Source organism: Candidatus Polarisedimenticolia bacterium, from assembly GCA_036001465.1.
Classification (GTDB): domain Bacteria; phylum Acidobacteriota; class Polarisedimenticolia; order Gp22-AA2; family Gp22-AA2; genus Gp22-AA3.
This window is the reverse complement of record DASYUH010000007.1, coordinates 67,488-87,154: the sequence shown is the minus strand read 5'-3', so window position 1 is coordinate 87,154 and position 19,667 is coordinate 67,488. Positions and strand designations below refer to the sequence as shown.

Annotated in this window: 15 protein-coding genes; 14 read left to right on the top strand and 1 reads right to left on the bottom strand. The window is 69.7% G+C overall.

What is annotated here, in order from left to right:
• On the top strand, positions 1-293 hold a 293-nt coding region (locus tag VGV60_01555; GenBank protein HEV8699938.1), incomplete at its 5' end, for a hypothetical protein.
• Entirely contained in the window at positions 290-1,345 is a 1,056-nt protein-coding gene (locus VGV60_01550; protein ID HEV8699937.1) for a 3-isopropylmalate dehydrogenase, read from the top strand. The genes VGV60_01555 and VGV60_01550, both read left to right, overlap by 4 nt.
• Here the strand turns inward: VGV60_01550 and VGV60_01545 are convergent.
• Positions 1,342-2,583 (bottom strand): PQQ-binding-like beta-propeller repeat protein, encoded by a 1,242-nt coding sequence (locus VGV60_01545; protein ID HEV8699936.1) that lies wholly within the window; start codon positions 2,581-2,583, stop codon positions 1,342-1,344. The two genes, VGV60_01550 and VGV60_01545, sit on opposite strands and share 4 nt — an antisense overlap.
• Before the next feature lie 131 nt (positions 2,584-2,714).
• On the opposite strand from VGV60_01545, the gene hisS reads away from it, so the two are divergent.
• The 12 genes from hisS (at position 2,715) to VGV60_01485 (ending at position 19,650) form a co-directional block, all read left to right on the top strand.
• A complete protein-coding gene (gene hisS / locus VGV60_01540; GenBank protein HEV8699935.1) occupies positions 2,715-3,974 on the top strand; it encodes a histidine--tRNA ligase in 1,260 nt (419 codons plus the stop codon).
• Positions 3,967-5,769, top strand: coding sequence for an aspartate--tRNA ligase (gene aspS, locus VGV60_01535; protein ID HEV8699934.1), 1,803 nt, complete (start codon positions 3,967-3,969; stop codon positions 5,767-5,769). Before hisS ends, aspS begins: the two co-directional genes overlap by 8 nt.
• 127 nt (positions 5,770-5,896) lie before the next feature.
• The gene (locus VGV60_01530; protein ID HEV8699933.1) at positions 5,897-6,937 is read left to right on the top strand and encodes a PhoH family protein; all 1,041 of its coding nucleotides are present in this window, start codon (positions 5,897-5,899) and stop codon (positions 6,935-6,937) included.
• An 11-nt stretch (positions 6,938-6,948) separates the two neighbouring features.
• Positions 6,949-9,174 (top strand): HDIG domain-containing protein, encoded by a 2,226-nt coding sequence (locus VGV60_01525; protein ID HEV8699932.1) that lies wholly within the window; start codon positions 6,949-6,951, stop codon positions 9,172-9,174.
• Positions 9,162-9,668 carry an rRNA maturation RNase YbeY gene (gene ybeY, locus VGV60_01520; protein ID HEV8699931.1) on the top strand — a complete coding sequence of 169 codons (507 nt, stop codon included), beginning with the start codon at positions 9,162-9,164 and terminating at the stop codon, positions 9,666-9,668. Before VGV60_01525 ends, ybeY begins: the two co-directional genes overlap by 13 nt.
• Positions 9,669-9,673: 5 nt before the next feature.
• Entirely contained in the window at positions 9,674-10,615 is a 942-nt protein-coding gene (gene era, locus VGV60_01515; protein HEV8699930.1) for a GTPase Era, read from the top strand.
• Between the two features lie 120 nt (positions 10,616-10,735).
• Positions 10,736-12,091: a magnesium transporter gene (gene mgtE, locus VGV60_01510; protein ID HEV8699929.1), complete on the top strand. Its 1,356-nt coding sequence runs from the start codon at positions 10,736-10,738 to the stop codon at positions 12,089-12,091.
• 6 nt (positions 12,092-12,097) lie between these two features.
• The gene (gene recO / locus VGV60_01505) at positions 12,098-12,856 is read left to right on the top strand and encodes a DNA repair protein RecO (GenBank protein ID HEV8699928.1); all 759 of its coding nucleotides are present in this window, start codon (positions 12,098-12,100) and stop codon (positions 12,854-12,856) included.
• Between the two features lie 18 nt (positions 12,857-12,874).
• Entirely contained in the window at positions 12,875-13,774 is a 900-nt protein-coding gene (locus tag VGV60_01500) for a glycine--tRNA ligase subunit alpha (GenBank protein ID HEV8699927.1), read from the top strand.
• Positions 13,771-15,990 carry a glycine--tRNA ligase subunit beta gene (glyS, locus tag VGV60_01495; GenBank protein HEV8699926.1) on the top strand — a complete coding sequence of 740 codons (2,220 nt, stop codon included), beginning with the start codon at positions 13,771-13,773 and terminating at the stop codon, positions 15,988-15,990. Before VGV60_01500 ends, glyS begins: the two co-directional genes overlap by 4 nt.
• Entirely contained in the window at positions 15,990-18,770 is a 2,781-nt protein-coding gene (ppdK, locus tag VGV60_01490) for a pyruvate, phosphate dikinase (protein ID HEV8699925.1), read from the top strand. Before glyS ends, ppdK begins: the two co-directional genes overlap by 1 nt.
• Entirely contained in the window at positions 18,739-19,650 is a 912-nt protein-coding gene (locus tag VGV60_01485; GenBank protein HEV8699924.1) for a RimK family alpha-L-glutamate ligase, read from the top strand. The genes ppdK and VGV60_01485 overlap by 32 nt, the downstream gene beginning before the upstream one ends.
• Positions 19,651-19,667: the final 17 nt, after the last annotated feature.

Sequence of the window (19,667 nt, the reverse complement as noted above, 5' to 3'; positions counted from 1 at the left end):
CCCCCTGTTTCGCACTCCGGCGGCTGGCGGGGCGCTCGGCCCGGCGCCACGGAGTGCGGCTGCGCGTGGTCGAGGTCGATTCCGATCCGGAGCTGGTCCGGCGCTTCGGTGATCAGGTCCCGGTCCTCCTGCTCCCGGGTGGGGGTCGACTCCAGGGGCGTGCCGCGGCGCGGGACGTGGAGGAGGCGTTCCGCCGGGTGGACGCGCGGCGTCGAGGGTCGTGGATGAGGCGCCTCCTGGTCCGGGCCACGGCGGCGGTGCGCGCGCGGTCCGGCGCGGGCTCGAGGCCATGACGCGCATCGCGGCCATCCCGGGAGACGGGATCGGTGTGGAGGTCACGCGCGAAGCGATCCTGGCGCTTCGGGCCGGCGCGGAGGTGAGCGGGCGCCCGCTCGTCATCGACATGCTCCCCTACGGCGCCGATCACTTCCTGAAGACCGGCGAGACGCTCCCCGATTCCGCCCTGGAGGAGCTGCGCGGCCATGACGCGATCCTCCTGGGGGCCCTGGGAGACCCGCGCGTCCCGGACAACCGGCACGCCGCCGATATCCTGCTCGGCATCCGGTTCAAGCTCGATCTCTATGTGAACCAGCGGCCCGTGAAACTCCTCGCCGATCACCTGACGCCCCTGAAGGGGCGGACGGCGAGGGACATCGACTTCGTCGTGTTCCGCGAGAACACCGAGGGGTTGTATGTGGGGATGGGCGGGATCTTCAAGAAAGGAACGCCGGACGAGGTCGCGCTGCAGGAGGATGTCAACACCCGCAAGGGCGTCGAGCGCATCATCCGGCACGCCTTCGAGCACGCGCGGCGCAAGGGAAAGACACGGGTCCTGATGTCGGACAAGAGCAATGCGCTCACCTTCGGCCACGACCTGTGGCAGAGGACGTTCCGGCAGGTGGCGTCCGAGTACCAGGGCATGGACGCCTCGCACATGTACGTGGACGCCCTGGCGATGCAGATGGTGAAGGACCCGTCCCCCTTCGAAGTGATCGTCACCTGCAACATGTTCGGTGACATCCTCAGCGATCTGGGTGCGCAGATCCAGGGCGGATTGGGGCTGGCCGCGAGCGCCAACCTGCACCCGGGCCGGACGGGGCTGTTCGAGCCGGTGCATGGCTCGGCCCCTAAATACGCCGGCCGGAACGTCGCCAACCCGGTGGGGGCGATCCTCTCCTCCGCCATGCTGCTCGAGGACGTCGGGCGGGCCGACGAAGCGCGTCTCCTGGAGGCGGCGGTCGCCGGGTCCGTGCGCGACGGCAAGACGACGCGCGACCTGGGGGGAAGCCTGGGGACCCGCGAGGTGGGCGAGGAAATCTGCCGGAGGATTCGCGGCGGCGCTTAGGGCCCGGGCGCTTTCGAATCGACCGGGGCCTGCGTCTCCTCCTCCTCCTCCTTCTTCTTCTCGGCCATGCTCAGGGAGAGGATGCGGCCCTGGTCGCGGCCATACCCGAGGGCCACGCGCCTGCCGACGAGGAGAGGCGCCGTCGTGAACCACTCCCCGGGGACGTCGAGCGCGAAGCGACCGACGGTCCGGAGCCTCGGCAGGGACAGACCCACCACGCTCGCTTCCGTGAAGGGGACCACGAGAAGCTGGTCGGCCGTCTCCGCCGGCTCGGAGTCCAGGCGGTGACCCATGCGGATGCGCGTGAGCTGATGGCCGTTTCGCTTGTTCAGGACATAGATGTCGTTGTCGAAGCACAGGACGTAAAGGTAGGCGTCCCGGGGAATCGGGCGGACGGAACAGGTGGCGCCGCTCCGGGTGGTCCACCGGCGCCGGCCGCTCCTGAAACGGAGGCTCCTGATCGACCGATCGGCGGCCGTGAAGAAGACCCGTCCCTCGTCGTACGCGGGTGGCGAGGTGATCGCCGGTCCCGCGGAGTATCTCCAGAGAGGGGCCAGCGAGGCCTCGTCGAGGGCCAGAACCACGCCATGGTCGGTGCCGATCAGGATCGAGCCCGGAGCCGGCTCCGGCGTGGTCGACGGACGCCCGGGGAGGGCCTGGCGGGCCTCGATCCTGCCGGTGGCGGCGTCGATTGAGTACAGGGTGCCGTCGAGGGTGCCGACGAGCAGTCGGCGCCCGATGACGCGGATCGGCACGGCCGGGCCGCTCGCCAGGTCGGCCGACCACCCCGGGAGCCCGTCCGTCCCTTTCAAGGAGACGAGGTGGCCTTCCGCCGTCGCCAGGAAGACGAGCGTCCCGTCGGTGGCAGGGCCGACGGTCAGCGGCGCTTCGACGGACGCCCTCCATGCGACCTCTCCGCTGTCGTCGCGGAGAGCGGCGATTCCTCCGTCACGGGCTGCGGCCACGATCGAGCCGAGGACCGCCACCGGATCTCCCGCCAGGGGCGCCGCGAAGCCGCTCCAGGTCCAGGCGGGAGTGAAGGCGAGCGTCGGGAGCGCCTGATCCTCCCCCTCCTCGAGGTTCCATTCGACCGGCTGGCTGCGGAACACGGTCTTCGAGCGCCGATCGGCGAGGGCCGGCGCGGGGAACAGGACGGTGAGGCCAAGGATCACAGGCGCCAGGAACCTGACCAGGATCCTGTCCGAATATTTGGCCGGGCCGCGCGCGGTGAGGGCCATCCCGGCCATTATAGACTCCAGAAGTGTGTCCGAGTACGGGGCCGGGCCGCCTTCCGCCCGGGCGGACGGGTATGCTATTCTGCCCGGCCATTCGCGGCGCGCCGCGCACGGCGCGCATTCCGGGGCGCGGCATGATCGAAGCACAGAAGGGCACGCGGGACATTTTGCCCGACGAGGTCGGGCGCTGGCAGCTCGTCGAGGAGCGGGCCCGCGCCACCTTCGAGGGCTACGGGTTTCGCGAGATCCGGACGCCGATCTTCGAAAGCACCGAGCTGTTCACGCGCACCATCGGAGAGGCCACCGACATCGTGGCGAAAGAGATGTACACCTTTCTCGATCGCAAGGGGCGCTCGCTCACGCTCCGCCCCGAGAACACGGCGCCGGTGGCGCGCGCCCTGATCGAGCACCAGATGCACCGGGGCGGAGGGCTGCAGCGCCTGTATTACATCGGTCCGATGTTCCGTTACGAGCGGCCGCAGAAGGGGCGCACGCGGCAGTTCCACCAGATCGGCGTGGAGGTGTTCGGCAGCGATCATCCCGCCGTGGACGCCGAGACCCTCGAGATGCTGATGACGTTCCTCGAGAGCCTCGGCATCGCCGGGGCCGAGCTCGCCGTGAACTCGGTCGGCTGTCCGGTCTGCCGTCCGGCCTACCGCGAGGCCCTGCTCGCCTACCTGCGGCCGCGCCAGGATGCGCTGTGTCCGGATTGCAGGAGGCGGATGGTCGCGAATCCGCTGCGCTGCTTTGATTGCAAGGTGCCGGCCGACCGCGAGACCATGGCGGCGGCGCCCGCCATCACCGAGTTCCTCTGCGCCGAGTGCCGCGCGCATTTCGCGCGCGTCGTCGAGCTGCTCGAGTCCTACGGGATGCCGTACCGGGTGGAGCCGCGCCTGGTCCGCGGACTGGACTACTACCGGCGCACCTCGTTCGAGGTGACCGTCCCGGGGCTCGGCTCCCAGAACGCTCTCCTGGGGGGCGGCCGCTACGACGGCCTGACGCGCGATCTCGGCGGGCCGGACGTTCCCGGATTCGGCTTCGCGGTCGGGGAGGAGCGCCTGGTGCTGTCGCTCCCATCGTCCACGCTTCGTTCCGAGGGCGCGCCGCTCCTCTGCATCGTGGCCCTGGGGGAGGCGGCGGTCGATCGGGCCCTGCGGGTGGGGCGGTGTCTGCGGCGATCGGGGCGGCGCGTCGTCTTCGAGCCGCAGCCCGACCGGAGCCTGAAGGCGCAGATGCGGCGCGCGCATGACCTGGGGGCGGCGTTCGTGCTCATCATCGGGGAAAGCGAGATCGCGGACGGATCGGTGACCGTCAGGAAGATGGCCGACGGCACGCAGGAGCGGATGGCCGAGGGACGCGTTCCGGAGCGGCTGCGGGAGATGACGGGTGCCTGAGCCTTCCGGGTTTCCTCAGAGGACGCACACCTGCGGCGCGCTCCGGTCGGACGCGGCGGGGCAGGACGTCTGCCTCCTGGGCTGGGTGGACAGCGTCCGCGATCACGGCGGGCTCCTGTTCCTCGACCTGCGCGACCGCTACGGCGTCACGCAGGCGGTCTTCAATCCGGAGAAGGCCCCGGAAGCCTTCGCCGCCGCGAAGAGCGTGCGCCCCGAATACGTCGTCGCGGCGCGCGGCCGTGTGGTGCTTCGAGGGAGCGCCAACCTCAACGCGGCGCTGCCGACCGGGGAGATCGAGGTGCAGGCCTCCGCCCTCGAAGTTCTCAACGTGTCCGAGCCGCTGCCATTCCCGCCGGGAGACGAGGAGGGGGTGGCCGAGGACGTCCGGCTGCGTCACCGCTATCTCGACCTGCGCCGCCCGCGGCTGCAGCGCATCCTCGAGACGCGCCATCGCGTGCTTCTGGCCGTGCGCCGCTATTTCGACGCCCACGGCTTCCTGGAGATCGAGACGCCGATCCTGACGCGCAGCACGCCGGAAGGGTCACGGGAGTATCTCGTCCCGTCGCGGGTCAACCCGGGGCGCTTCTATTCGCTGCCGCAGTCGCCGCAGATCTTCAAGCAGCTCCTGATGGTCGCGGGGTACGATCGGTATTACCAGATTGCCAAATGCTTCCGCGACGAGGACCTGCGCGCCGACCGCCAGCCCGAGTTCACCCAGATCGACGTGGAGATGTCCTTCCCGGAGCCGGAGGCGCTGTATGCCCTCATCGAAGGGCTGATGGAGGAGATCTTCCGCGCCGCCGGCCTTTCGATCCAGGGTCCGTACCCGCGGCTGGCGTACCGCGAGGCCATGGAGCGTTTCGGCAGCGACAAGCCGGACGTGAGGTTCGGGCTGGAAATTCGGGACGTGACCTCGACCCTGGCGAACAGCCCGTTCCGCGTGTTCTCCGACACCGCGGCCCGGGGCGGGGTGATCAAGGCGCTCCTGGTTCCCGGCGGCGGCGCCTGGTCGCGGCAGCGCCTGGACAACCTGGTGGAGGCGGCGAAGGGGCTGGGATCGAAAGGGCTCATCTGGATCAAATCGACGGGGGGGACCATCCAGTCGTCCGTCCTCAAGCATCTGACCGAGGAGGGGTGCCGGTCGGTGCTGAAGAGCCTCGGCTCGACGGGAGACGACCTGGCCCTCCTGGTCTCCGACACATGGAAAGGGGCCTGCACGATCCTGGGCGCCCTGCGACTGTCGATCGGCCGATCGGAGAAACTGATCGACGAAACGCGCCACGCCCTGCTGTGGGTGCACGAGTTTCCCCTGTTCGAGCACAGCGACGAGGAAGGGCGGCTGGTCTCCTGCCATCACCCGTTCACCGCGCCGCGCCCGGAGGACATCCCCCTCCTCGAGGGCGAGCCGGCCCGCGCCCGGGCCCTCGCCTACGACCTGGTGCTGGACGGCATGGAGGTGGGCGGTGGGAGCATCCGCATCCACCGCAGCGATCTTCAGGCGAAAGTCTTCCAGGTCCTGGGAATCGGCCGGGAGGAGGCGGAGTCGAAGTTCGGCTTCCTGCTCACAGCGCTGCGCATGGGGGCCCCCCCGCACGGCGGGATCGCCCTCGGCGTCGATCGGACCGTCGCCATCCTGACCGGCTGCGCCTCGATTCGCGACGTCATCGCCTTCCCCAAGACGGCCAGCGGGATTGACCTGATGAGCGGCGCCCCCTCGAAGGTGACCGACGCGCAGCTCAAGGATCTGTCGATCAAGGTCGACCTTCCCCCCGATCCACGGCCCCCATCCAAGTAAGACGCTGCAAACGCTTGACTTGCGTGTGGCCCCCTGGGGGCCATTTCATTGACAACGGGGGCGCCGGGTGTTAACTTACGGCCATGGTTTCAGGCCCAACAGGACGCTGAGGGGCACATCGCGCCGGATGCGAAAAGTCGCACTTCCCGAGGAAGTCCTCGTCGACGTATTCGGACACTTCGACGAAAACCTCAAGAGCATCGAGAAGGACCTGGGGGTCCGGGTATCGGCCCGCGGCACCGAGGTGACCGTCCAGGGCGATCCCGAGAAGGAGGCGCTGGCGGCGAACCTCATCGATCAGCTCGTCGGCGTCGTGCGGGGCGGTTACGCGCTCAAGAAGGGGGACGTCGAAATCGCCGCCCGGCTCCTGCGCGACAACCGATCCGCCGTCCTGCACGAATTCTTCGCGGCCGGGCGCCTGCGCGCCACCAATGGCCGGTACGTGACACCCAAGAGCCTCAACCAGAAGACCTACCTGGACGCCATCAGGGACAACGACCTGGTGATCGCCATCGGGCCGGCCGGGACGGGGAAGACCTACCTGGCCGTCGCGGCCGCGGTCAGCCATCTTTCCGAGAAGAAGGTGGAGCGCATCATCCTCTGCCGGCCGGCGGTCGAAGCCGGGGAAAAGCTGGGCTTCCTCCCCGGTGACATGGCGGAGAAGGTCGACCCCTATTTCCGCCCGCTCTATGACGCCCTGTATCACCTGCTCGATCGGGACCGGGCGAACGCACAGATGGAGCGCGGCTCGATCGAGATCGCGCCTCTGGCCTTCATGCGCGGCCGCACCCTGAACAACTCGTTCGTGATTCTCGACGAGGCCCAGAACACCACCTCAGAACAGATGAAGATGTTCCTCACGCGCCTGGGGACCAACTCCAAGGCCGTGATCACCGGCGACGTCACTCAGGTGGACCTGCCGCCGGGGCGGACTTCGGGGCTCGTCGAGGCGCAGGCGGTGGTCGCGGCGGTCCAGGGGATTCGCTTCGTCTATTTCGACGAGTCGGACGTCGTGCGGCACCACCTGGTGCAGAGCATCATCAAGGCGTACGAGGCCTACCGCAACGGGCACCGGCCCGAGCCGGCGGTCGCCCCCGCGCGCCGCCGGCGCCATACCACCGCGCATCACGGCACGCGCCCATCCGCGGATCCTGCCAAGCGGGATTGAGAGGGGCGCGCATGGCGGAATCCTCCCCCGATAGCCGGGACGTCCCGGCGTCCCGCCGTCCGGGGCTCTTCGCGTCCCTTCGCGCCCGGGCGCACGACTCGCAGCAGCGCCTCTTCGCCGCGCGGGTTCCGTGGTCGGTGCTCTTCCTGGTCGTCGTGACGGCCATCGTGCTCGGGCCGCGCTTCGTCCCCGACGCCGGAGTGCCCCCCGCCGGGTCCGTCGCCGCCGTCGACTTTCTCGCCTCCGAGACCCGTGAGTTCACCGACGATCTCACCACGCGGGAGGTGCGGGAGGCTGCGCGCGACGGGGTCAGCCCGGTCTACGATCTGGACAACCGCGCGCTCGCGTCCGCCCTCGAGCACCTGGCGGACACCGGCTTCGACCCGGAGGTGAAGGCCCGCCTCGAGCAGGCGCTGCGCCAGGCCTACGCGCGACGCATCGTCGGCAGCCGCGCCCTGCTTCCGGTGGCGGGGCGGGTGACACTGCGCGATCCGCGCGTCCCCCGTGAATGGGACGAGGTGGCGCCCGCGGCGGCGTTGTCGCTGGACGAGGCGCGCCAGATGGCCCTGTCGGCCCTGCGCGAGGCGGGCGCCACGCCGCAGGACCTGCGCGCCGTCGGCGGGTTCCTGCAGGACCTGGTCATCCCGAACATGGTGTTCAACGGGGCGCTCACCGAAGCGCGGCGGCTCGAAGCGGCCGAGCGCATCGAGCCCCTGGTCGTGCGCATCCCGAAAGGGAAGGTCCTGCTCCGCCGCGGAGAGATCGTGGGGGAGGACGCCGCCCGCACGCTCGCCGGCTACGCGCGCGCCGGCGAGGCGATGACAGGCGGCAGGGCCCTGCTGGGGAGCGTTCTGCTGCTCGCGCTCATCCTGTGGTTCATGCACCGGTACGTCGCGGCGCACGAGACGATGCGCCGCCGGGAGCGCCACCTGTTCGCGCTCCTGGTCCTGGTCACGGTCTTCGCCCTGGCGATCGATCGCGGCTTCCTGTGGCTGTTCGATCACGTGGTCGTCACTCTCAGCAGGGAGCCGTATTCGAACCCGGCGTTGTACCGCTTCATGGCGCCGGTGGCGGCCGGCGCCATGCTGGTCACGCTCCTGTCCGGAAGCCGCGTCGGGTTCGCCTACACCCTCTTCCACGTGCCGCTGTTCGGAATGATGGTGCGGTGGGAGGCGTCGCTCGTCCTGTTCTGCCTGATAAGCAACCTGGCCGCGGTCCACTGCATCAGCGGATATCGCCGGCGCACGGCGCCCATCAAGGCCGGACTGATGCTGGGGGCCGTCAATGCGGCGGCCATTCTGGCGCTCCAGGCCCTGCCGGGGACACCCGCGGCTCCGCTGTCGCACCTTGCGTTTCAAATGTCCTGCGGGCTGGGGGGCGGCATCCTGGTGGCCGTCCTGGTGTCGTTCCTGCTTCCCCTCCTGGAGTCGCTGTTCAACATCCTGACCGATGTGCGACTCCTGGAGCTGTCGAACCTCAACAATCCGCTGCTCCGGCGGCTCGCGGTGGAGGCTCCAGGATCCTACAATCACAGCGTGATCGTCGGCACTCTCGCCGAGGCGGCGGCGGAAGCGGTCGGTGCGAACGCCCTGTTCTGCCGCGTCGCGGCCTACTACCACGACGTGGGGAAGATGCTGAAGCCGAGCTACTTCATCGAGAACCAGAGAGAGGGAGACAACCGGCACGATCGCCTGAGTCCGCACATGAGCGCCCTGGTCATCGCCAGCCACGTCAAGGAGGGGTACGAGCTGGCCAAGAGCTACGGGCTGCCGCAGCCGGTCCTGGACATCATCCCGCAGCACCACGGCACGCGGAAGATCAACTACTTCTACCAGAAGGCCCTGCAATCGGAGAGCGAGGAGACGGGGGAGGTGCAGGAGGCCGACTATCGCTATCCCGGGCCGAAGCCGCAGACGAAGGAGGCGGCGATCTTCATGCTCTCCGATTCGATCGAGGCGGCGGCGCGGACGCTCGAAGATCCTTCACCCGCCCGGTTCAAGGGGTTGATCAGGAAGATCGTCTCGGACGTCATCCTCGACGATCAGCTCGACGAGTCGGACTTGACGTTTTCAGACCTTGAGAGGGCCGAGGCGGCGTTCCTGCGCACGCTCAGCAGCATCTACCACCACCGCATCGACTATCCCGGCTTCGATTTCGACAGGACGCCGGAGCGCTCGTTCCACGGGAGCCGGACGCACGACGAGCCGCCCCCGACGATCAAACGATGGGGACGGTAGAGATCGTGGTGGCTCACCCGGCCGGCCGGCGCCTGGCCCGGCGCTGCTCGACCCTCATCAAGCGGCTCCTGACGGAGACCGGCCGGCCGCGCGCCGGCGTCACGCTCCTGCTCGCGTCCGACCGCGAGGTACGACGATTGAACCGGGCGTGGCTCGACCGTGACCGGACGACGGATGTCCTGTCGTTTCCGGCCGGGGGAGATCTGGAGCCCGGCCGGCCCCACCTGGGAGACATCGCCATCTCGCTCTCCCAGGCGGCCCGCCAGGCGCGCCGGGCCGGGTGGCCCCTCCGGAACGAGGTCGCCCTGCTCCTGACGCATGGATTTCTGCATCTTCTCGGCTACGATCACGAAACGGACCGGGGCACCATGCGGCGCCTGGAGGAGGGTCTCCTGGGCCGCGCCGCCCGTGTCCGCCTGGCGCAGCGGCGCGTGCCCTGGGGTGTGCCGGGGGCGGCGCCCGGGCGGGGGCGCAGGAGACGCCCGGAGGACTGAACTCGATGAGCGACATTCACGAAGGCCCCGCACCCTCGTTCGGGGCGGCCGTTCCGGAGGGGTTCCGCTGCGGATTCGTGGCCCTGGCCGGACGGGCCAATGTCGGCAAGTCGACCCTGCTGAACCGCATCGTGGGCGCGAAGCTGTCCATCGTGTCCGAAGTGCCGCAGACCACGCGCTTCCCCGTCCGCGGCATCCTGCACCGACCCGGCCTCCAGGTGGTCTTCATCGACACGCCCGGCATCCACAAGCCGCGCTACCGCATGAACGAGGAGATGGTCCGGCTGGCCACGCGCGTCCTGAGGGAGGTGGATCTGGTGGTGGTCCTGGTCGACGCGTCCGAGGGGCTCGGACCGGGCGACCGGTTCGCATTTGATCTTTTGAAGCAGTCACGGTCGCGGTGCATCCTGGTCCTCAACAAGCTGGACCTGATCCAGAAAGAGGAGCTGTTGCCGCAGATGGAGGAGGCCGGGCGCACCGGTCTGTTCGACGAGATTGTCCCCGTGTCGGCCAAAACCGGCGAGAACTGCGATCGGCTGGAGGCGGCTGTCGGCGCGCGCATGCCGCCGGGTCCGCCCCACTTCCCCGAGGACATGCTGACCGATCTGCCTCAGCTTCAGGCGATTGCCGAGCTGATTCGCGAACAGGTGTTCATCCAGACCCGGCAGGAGGTGCCGCACGCTTCGGCCGTGATGGTCGAGCTGGTGGAGACGGACCCCAGGGGCCTGGTGACGATCCACGCCACGGTCGTGACCGATCGCGAGTCCCAGAAAGGGATCCTGATCGGCGAGGGAGGCCGCATGATGAAGGCGATCGGCTCGGCGGCGCGGCGCGGCCTGGAGGAGTACCTCGCCGCGCGCGTCCACCTGTCGCTCTGGGTCAAGGTCAAGAAGAACTGGCGCGACGACACCGCTCTCCTGCGTCTGATCGGGCTCCCGGTCGCGTAGCAGCCTCCCGGGAGACGCGCGGCGGGCAATCGCCGGGCGGGTGCCCGCTTCGATGGGATAGAATGGCCGCCGCTTTCACGAGGCCGTCCGGGTGATCCGGGAGACCTTGGGAATGGGGCCATGAAAGACACCACCGTCCTCCTCGAATCGGTCCGCAAGCTCCTCCGCCGGGGGGCGACCGTCCACCTCCTCAACATGCTCCTGAAAGTCAGGCCCGCCGATCTCGCGGAGGCATTCAAGTCGCTCGACGAGCAGGAGAAAGCGGCCGCCTTCCGGCTTCTGGCCGAGCGCGCCGTGCCGCAGGCGGCCGCGCTTCTGGGACTGATTCACCCGGCGCACCGCGCGGACGTGCTGGGCGGCATGGGTCCGGAGGAGCTCGCGCGTGTCCTGCAGCGCCTGCCCTCCGACGACGTGGCCGAAATCCTGTCGATCGGGTCCCAGGAGGACCGCGATCGAATCCTGTCGCTGATGCAGAAGGAGACCTCCGAGGAGATCCAGGAGCTCCTGGAACACGAAGAGGACACGGCGGGGCGGATCATGACGACACGCTTCCTGGCCCTGCCGGAGTCCACCTCGGTGCAGGAGGCGATCGCCTGCGTGCAGAAGGCCCAGGAAGCGGAAATGGTCTTCTATCTCTACGTGGTGGACGCGCAGGGGAGCCTGAAGGGGGTCCTGTCCCTGCGCCGGCTTCTCTCCGTCCCTCCCGCGACCGCGCTCAAGGACATCATGACCTCCGACGTCATATCGGCCCGCGCGGAGACCGACCAGGAGGAGGTGGCGCGGATCGTGTCGCAATACGATCTCCTGGCCGTGCCCGTGGTGGACGCCGAGAACGTCCTGATCGGCATCGTCACGATCGACGACGTGGTCGACGTGATGCGCGAGGAGGCCACCGAGGACATCTACAAGCTGGCCGGGACGTCGGACGAGGAGCGACTCACCCGGTCGACGCTCAAGGCCGCGCGGCTCCGCCTGCCCTGGTTGTTCGCGGCCTTCGGGGGGGGGTTGCTCGGCGCGCTGGTGATCCGGGCGTACACGCCCTGGATCGCCCGGGCGGCAACCCTGGCCTGCTTCATCCCGGTGGTGCTGGGGATGGGCGGGAACATCGGCACGCAGGCCGCCACCATCATGGCCCGGGGGCTTTCCACCGGACGGATCTCGTTGCGCCTGGTCTCCGAGGTCATCTTCAAGGAGATCCGCATCGCGCTCCTGCTCGGGTCGATCTACGGCACGCTGCTGGGGGTCGCGGCGGTCTTCCTCGTGGGCCTCCGGCCGGCGGAGGGCCTGGCCGTGGGGCTGTCGCTCTGGATGTCGATGGGCATGGCGGCGGTCCTCGGCGCGGTCCTGCCGATGATCCTCAAGTCGGTCCACATCGATCCGGCCGTCGCGACCAGCCCCTTCGTGACGACCGCGGTCGACCTGCTCGGACTGCTGGCATTCTTCGGCGTGGCCGGGCCCCGCCTGGCGGGACCTTAGGTGCCGATGAGGGAGACCGAGGCGATGGTGCTGCGGTCGCACCCGCTCGGCGAATCGGACCGCATCGTGACCTTCCTGACCCGCTCCTCGGGCAAGGTCCGCGGCGTGGCCAAGGGGGCCCGCAGGAGCCGCCGTCGCTTCGGGAGCAATCTCGAGCCCTTGAGCCGTGTGAGGCTGTCGTACTTCGAGCGCGAGGGGGCCGAGCTGGCGCGCATCGAGGGGGCGGAGCTTCTCGAGTCGTTCTACCGGCTTCAGGAAGATCCCGAGCGCGGCGCGGTCCTGGCCTGCATGGCGGAGGTCGCCGACGCCTTCGCACGCGAGCAGCAGGAGGACGAGCCGTACTTCCGGCTCCTGCATACCGTCCTCCGGGCCGTCCGGGACGGCCTTGATCTCGGCCTGGGGGCGCGCTACTTCGAGATCTGGACGCTGCGGCTGCACGGAGTCCTGCCGCCCCTGGCGGTGTGCTCGTCGTGCGGATCGGATCTGGCCACGCAGGGGGGTGTGTTTCACCGCCGGGAAGGGGGGGTGGCCTGCCGGCGCTGCGTGCCCGGAGCCACGGCCGGCAGCGTCGCCTTGTCGAGGGAGGCGCTCGTGACGGTGGCCTCGATTTTGAGGGAATCGCCCGCGGCGTTGATTGGACGGGCGGTCGCTCCCCGGGCGCTGCAGCCGCTCCAGGCGTTTGCCGAGGCGCTGTTCCTCGATCTCACGGAGCGGCGCTTCAAGAGCTACGATGTCCTGCGCGCGTTGCGCGGGGCCCGGCACTAAAGGACGGGGAAGCACGACATGGCGCTCAACTTCCAGCAGCTGATCCTGGCGCTGCAGGCATTCTGGGCGGGGGAAGGCGCCGTGGTGCAGCAGCCGTACGATGTGGAGGTGGGGGCCGGGACGATGCACCCGGACACGTTCTTCCGCGTCCTCGGCCCGGAGCCGTGGCGCGCGGCCTACTGCTCGCCGTCACGCCGTCCGGTGGACGGCCGCTACGGGCAGAACCCCTTCCGCGTCTACCGGCATTACCAGTTCCAGGTGGTCCTCAAGCCGTCCCCGCCCGACGTGCAGGAGATCTACCTCCGTTCCCTGGCCGCGTTCGGCATCGAGCCGCGCGAACACGACATCCGCTTCGACGAGGACAACTGGGAGTCTCCGACCCTGGGGGCGGCGGGAGTCGGCTGGCAGGTGCTGATGGACGGGATGGAGATCAGCCAGTTCACCTATTTCCAGCAGGCGGGCGGTATCGAGCTGACCCCGATCACCGCCGAGATCACCTACGGTTCGGAGCGCATCGCCATGTTCCTGAACGGCGTGGCGAACGTCTTCGACCTGGAATGGGCGCCGGGGGTCTCCTATGGCGACGTGCGCCGCCAGGAGGAGATCGAGTTCTCCCGGCACAACTTCGAGTCGGCCGACGTCCCCCTCCTCAACCGTCTGTTCGAGCAGTACGAGACCGAGGGCCACAGACTCCTGAAGCTCGGGCTGGTGCTGCCGTCCTATGACTACGCGCTCCGCTGCTCGCACACCTTCAACGTGCTGGAAGCCCGGGGGGCCATCAGCGTCACCGAGAGGACGGGATTCATCCAAAGAGTCAGGCGGCTGGCCGTCGCGTGCGCCCGGGACTACCTGAAGGCCCGGGAGAAGCTGGGTTTCCCGCTCCTGAAGTCGCCGGCAGGGGAGGGCCCGCGCCCATGACGTCCCGGTCCGGGCCGGTCTTCCTGCTCGAAATCGGCACCGAAGAGATCCCCGCCAGGATGATCGAAGGGGCCCTGCGGGACCTGGCGAAGGGGCTGTTCGCCGAGCTCGGCGCCGCGCGACTCGTGCCCGATTCGGGATTCTCGCTAGCCGGGAACCTCGAAACGTTCGGGACCCCAAGGCGCCTGGCGGTGCGCGTCCGCGATCTGCGGGCGCGGCAGCCGGACGTCCTCCAGGAGATCACGGGCCCGCCGGTCGGGGCGGCGTATGACGCCGCGGGCAGGCCGACCCGCGCCGCCGAAGGCTTCGCGCGGGCCCAGGGGGTCGACGTGTCCGCCCTGGAGCGGCTCCGGACACCGAAGGGGGAATGCGTGGGCGTGCGCCGGAAGGCGAGCGGGCTCCCGGCGGAGGAGGTGCTGGCCCTCAAGGTTCCCCCGGTCGTGGCCGCGCTGGCCTTTCCGAAGACGATGCGCTGGGGCACCGGGGAGCACCGGTTCGTCCGGCCGATCCATTGGGTCGTCGCTCTCCTCGATCGGCGCGTGGTGGACATGACCCTGTGCGGCGTCCGATCGGGACATCGCACCCGCGGGCACCGCCTGGCGGGATCGGGGTGGATCACGCTGGCCGACCCGTCCGTGTACGTCGAGGTTCTGCGCGACCACCTGGTGGTGGCTCCGGTCGAGGCGCGGCGGAGCGCCATCCAGGCGAGCCTGCGGGAAGCCGCGACGGCCGCCGGGTCGCGGATCGCGTCTCCCCCCGGGGCGCCCGCGGGGACCGAGGGGGACGCGGAGCTCCTGGAGGAGGTCACCCAGTCCGTGGAGTGTCCGCTGGTCATCACGGGAGAATTCGACGCCGGCTACCTCGATTTGCCGCGGGAGATCCTGGTGACGGCGCTGCGTCACCATCAGAAGTCGTTTGCCCTCGAGGGCCGGCAGGGAGGCCTGCAGAACCGCTTCCTGGCAATCGCCGACACGCGGGACGATCCGAAGGGAGCCATCCGGAGGGGAAACGAATGGGTGCTGCGCGCCCGGCTGGCGGACGCCCGCTTCTTCTGGGACGAGGACCGGAAGGCGCCGCTCGGGGCTCACGCCGCCACCCTGGACCGGATCACGTTCCACGAGAAGCTGGGATCCTACGCCCGCAAGGTCGACCGCATGATCACCCTGGCCGGGTCGATCCTGCCGGCCTTCGAGCGCTCCGGGCGGCCGGTGGACGGCGGGGCGGCCCGGGAGGCGCTGCGGCTGTGCAAGGCCGATCTGACCACGCAGATGGTGAAGGAGTTCCCCGAGCTCCAGGGAATCGTCGGAGGCCTCTACGCCCGGGCCGATGGGGCCCCGGAGAGCACGGCGGCGGCGATCGACGATCAGTACCTGCCGCGCGGAGCGGAGGACCCGCTGCCGCGTACGCCGGAAGCCGCCATCGTGTCGCTCGCCGACCGTCTCGACACGCAGGCCGGGATCTTCCTCCTGGGAATCGTGCCCACCGGATCGCGCGACCCGTACGGCCTGCGGCGCTCGGTCCTCGGGACATGCCGCATCCTGATCGAGATGAAGATCCATCTTTCGCTCGCCGGCCTGATCGAACGGGCTCTCGCGGGCTACCGGGACCTTTCCATCGAGGGGGCGGTGGGCGCAGGCGAGGCGAAGGCGGCCCTCCTGGAGTTCTACCGGGGCCGGCTCGAGCATCTGGGGGAGGCGATCTCGCCGCGCGCGGACACGGTGCGCGCCGCGCTCGCGGCCGGGATGGACGATCCGTACGACCTGCGTCTCCGCCTCGAGGCGCTCCACGTCCTGCGCCGGGAGTCCGGCTTCCTCATCCTGGCCCTGGCGCACAAGCGCATCAAGAACATCCTCAAGGACCGCAAGGTCGGGCCCCCCGACGGGGCCCTGTTTCAGGACGAGGCGGAGCGGGCATTGGACCGGGCCCTCAGGCAGGCCGTGCCGCTGATCGAGACCGCTCAGGAACGGGCCGACCATCTGGCGGCCCTGCGCGCCATCGAACGTCTGGGCCCCCATCTCGATCGCTTCTTCGCCGAGGTGCTGGTCATGGCCGAGGACCCGCGGCTCCGGGACAACCGGCTGGGACTGCTGCGGGAAATCGGCGGGCTGCTCCTGCGCGTCGCCGACTTCTCCGAGATGGCGGTGGAGGACGAGCCGGCGCCCCGGGGGACGTCTCCCGGGAGGGACGCGGCGAGAGGCAACGAGGCGGAAGCCTGATGGCGCGCCGGACCATCTACTTTTTCGGGGGCGGGCGGGCGGAAGGCCACGGCGGGATGAAGGAGATCCTGGGCGGCAAGGGGGCCGGCCTGCATGAGATGACCCGCATCGGGCTGCCGGTGCCGGCCGGATTCGTCATCAGCACCGAGGCCTGCGGAGTCTTCCTGGCCCACGGCGGGGAGGCCCTGCGCCACGGCATGGGGTCGGAGCTCGCAAAAAACCTGGCGCGGCTGGAGCGTATCACCGGCCGACGCTTCGGGGACGCGCGCGATCCCCTCCTGGTCTCGGTGCGCTCGGGGGCGGCCCGCTCCATGCCGGGCATGCTCGAGACGATCCTGAACCTGGGACTGAACGAGACGACCGTGGTCGCGCTGGCGAAGCGCACCGGAAACGCGCGGTTCGCCTTCGATGCGTACCGCCGCTTCCTGGGAGCCTATGGCAGCGTCGTGTTCGGCCTGCCGCGCGATCCGATTGAGGCGTTTCTCCTGGAGGCGAAGGCGCGGGAGGGGGTGCGACTCGACACCGAGCTGACCGCGCCGGCGCTCCAGGAGGTCTGCCGCCGAATCGAGACGCACATCAGGGAGGGCGTCGGCCGGCCTTTTCCCCAGGACGTGGACGAGCAGCTCTGGGGCGCCATCGAGGCGGTGTTCAAGTCCTGGATGGCGGAAAAGGCGGTGACCTACCGGCGGGTCGAGCGCATCACGGGCCTCCCCGGCACCGCCGTGAGCGTCGTGCAGATGGTGTTCGGCAATCTGGGGGAGACTTCGGGCACCGGCGTGTGCTTCACCCGGGACCCGAACACCGGCGACAAGGTGCTTTATGGCGACCTCCTGATCAACGCGCAGGGAGAGGACGTGGTGGCCGGGATCCGGACGCCGATGTCGATTCAGAAGATGAAGAAGCGACTGCCCCGGGCCTTCCGGGAGCTCGAGCGGGTGCGGTCCATCCTGGAGCGCCACTTTCGCGACATGCAGGACCTGGAATTCACCGTCGAGGAAGGACGGCTCTACATGCTCCAGTGCCGCACCGGCAAGCGCTCGCCGCAGGCCGCCTTCAGGATGGCCAGGGATATGGCCAGGGAAGGGCTCATCGGGCGGCCGGAGGCGGTCGCGCGCGTGACCCCGGGGGACATCGAGCGCCTGTTCTATCCGGTGCTCGATCCGCAGATCAGGCGGCGCGACCTGCAGGCCCGCCTCCTGGCGACCGGCATCGGGGCGGTCCCCGGGGCGGCGACGGGAGAGCTGGTCCTGACGGCACGCGACGCGGAGGAGGCGGCGCGTGCAGGGCGCGCCGCGATCCTGGTGCGGCGCGAGACCTCGCCGGAGGACGTCGCCGGCATGCATGCGGCCAGGGGAATCCTGACGGCGACGGGCGGCAAGACCTCGCACGCGGCGGTCGTGGCGCGCGGCTGGGGAAAGACCTGCGTGGTCGGCTGCGAGGCGCTGTCGGTCGACGAGGAGCGGAAACAGGTCCGGATTGGCCAGCGGGTGCTGCGGCCGGGCGACCCTCTCACTCTGGACGGCACGGAGGGCGTGGTCTACGACGGGGCGTTTCCGCTGGTGCGGCCCGAGCTTCCCGACGCCTATCACGAGGTCATGGCGTGGGCCGACGCCCTCAGGCGGCTCGGAGTGCGGGCCAATGTCGACACGCCGTATGATGCCCGCAAGGCGGTGGAGATGGGCGCGGAGGGGATCGGTCTGTGCCGCACCGAGCACATGTTCTTCGACAGCGAGGAGCGCCGGCTCGCGATCCGCGAGATGATCCTGGCCCAGGACCCGGAGGCGCGCGAGCGCGCTCTGGCGCGCCTCCAGCCGTTCCAGCGGCAGGACTTCGAGGGGATCTTCGAGGCTATGGACGGTCTCCCGGTGACCATCCGGCTCATCGATCCGCCCCTGCACGAGTTCCTGCCCCACGGCGCGGAGGAGCAGGGGGCCCTGGCGGCCCGGCTGCAGCTGCCGATCGAGACGGTGGCCCAGCGCGTCGAGCAGCTCAAGGAGGCGAACCCGATGCTCGGGCACCGGGGCTGCCGCGTCGGTCTCACCTACCCGGAGATCGTCGACATGCAGGTGCGCGCCATCATGGAGGCGGCCGTGGCGGTGCGCCGTCGCGGTGTCAAGGTCCTGCCCGAGATCATGCACCCTCTGATCATGGACCCGAAGGAGTTCGAGCTCCTGTCCCGGCGCACGCGCCTGGCGGCCGATCAGGTCCTCGCCAGCCACCGACAGGCCATCCCGTACCTGGTCGGCACCATGATCGAAGTGCCGCGCGCCGCGCTGCTGGCGGAGCCGATCGGCCGTCTCGCAGATTTCTTCTCGTTCGGCACGAACGACCTCACCCAGATGACCATGGCGTTGTCGCGCGACGACTCCGGGCGCTTCCTGCCCGACTATGTGGACGAGAAGCGGCTCGGAATCCTCGCGGACGATCCGTTCCAGACGCTCGACCGGGAGGGGGTCGGGGAGCTGGTGCTCCTGGCCATCGAGCGCGGACGCCGGGGCCGTCCGGGCCTGAAGATCGGCATCTGTGGCGAGCATGGCGGGGAGGCGGACTCGGTCCGTTTCTGCCACCGCGCCGGAATGGACTACGTGAGCTGTTCGCCCTACCGCATCCCGATCGCGCGGCTGGCGGCGGCGCAGGCCGCCATCGAGTCGCGGCGTCCGGCGGCGTCCGCGCGGAGCCGGGCGAGGGGCGCCGGTCGCCCCGGAGCCGGGGACGGGCGGCGCAGGACAACCCCCGGCGGGAGGCAGCGTGGTCGTCGGCATCCTGTCGCGCAGGCGTAGCCTCTACACCACGCGCCGTCTGGTCGAGAGCGTCCAGAAGCTCGGCCACGAGGCGCGCGTCCTGAACCCGCTGTACTGCTTCCTGGTCCTCAGCCGCAGGGCCCCCGAGACCTACTACCGCGGCCTGGAGGCGCCGGTGCTCGACCTGGACGTCGTCCTGCCGCGGATCGGGACCTCCATCACCGAGCACGGGCTGGCGGTGGTGAACCAGTTCGACATGATGGGCGTGCCCCTGGTCAACAACTCGCAGCCGATCGCCCGCTCGCGCGACAAGCTGCGATCGCTTCAGCTCCTGTCGCGGGAAGGGATCGACATCCCCAAGACGGTCATGGTCAGCGACCCGTCCCAGATCCACCGCGCCCTCGAGATCGTCGGAGGCCCGCCGGCCGTTCTCAAGGTCGTGAAGGGAACGCAGGGGATTGGCGTCATCCTGGCGGAGACGGAGCAAGCCGCTCTCACCGTCCTCGAGACCTTCTGGAACCTCGGGATGAACATCCTGGTGCAGGAATTCATCGAGGAGTCGGAGGGACGCGACATCCGCGCGCTGGTGGTCGGCGATCGGGTGGTCACCGCGATGCGCCGGCAGGCCGGAATCGGCGAGTTCCGCTCCAACGTGCATCGCGGCGGGACCGGGACCGTGGTGGACCTCCCGGAGAACTACCGGAAGGCCGCCCTGGAAGCGACGCGCGTCATGGGGCTTCAGGTGGCCGGCGTCGACATGCTCGAATCGCAGGGCGGCCCCAAGGTCCTGGAAATCAACTCCTCGCCGGGGTTCGAGGGACTGGAGCGCTGGACCGGCGTGGACATCGCCGCCGCCATCATCGAGTTCGCCGTCGGGTTCGCGCGGGCAGGCCGGCGCCGGAAGAAGAACGAAGGGTAGGAGCCGTCCCCCGACAC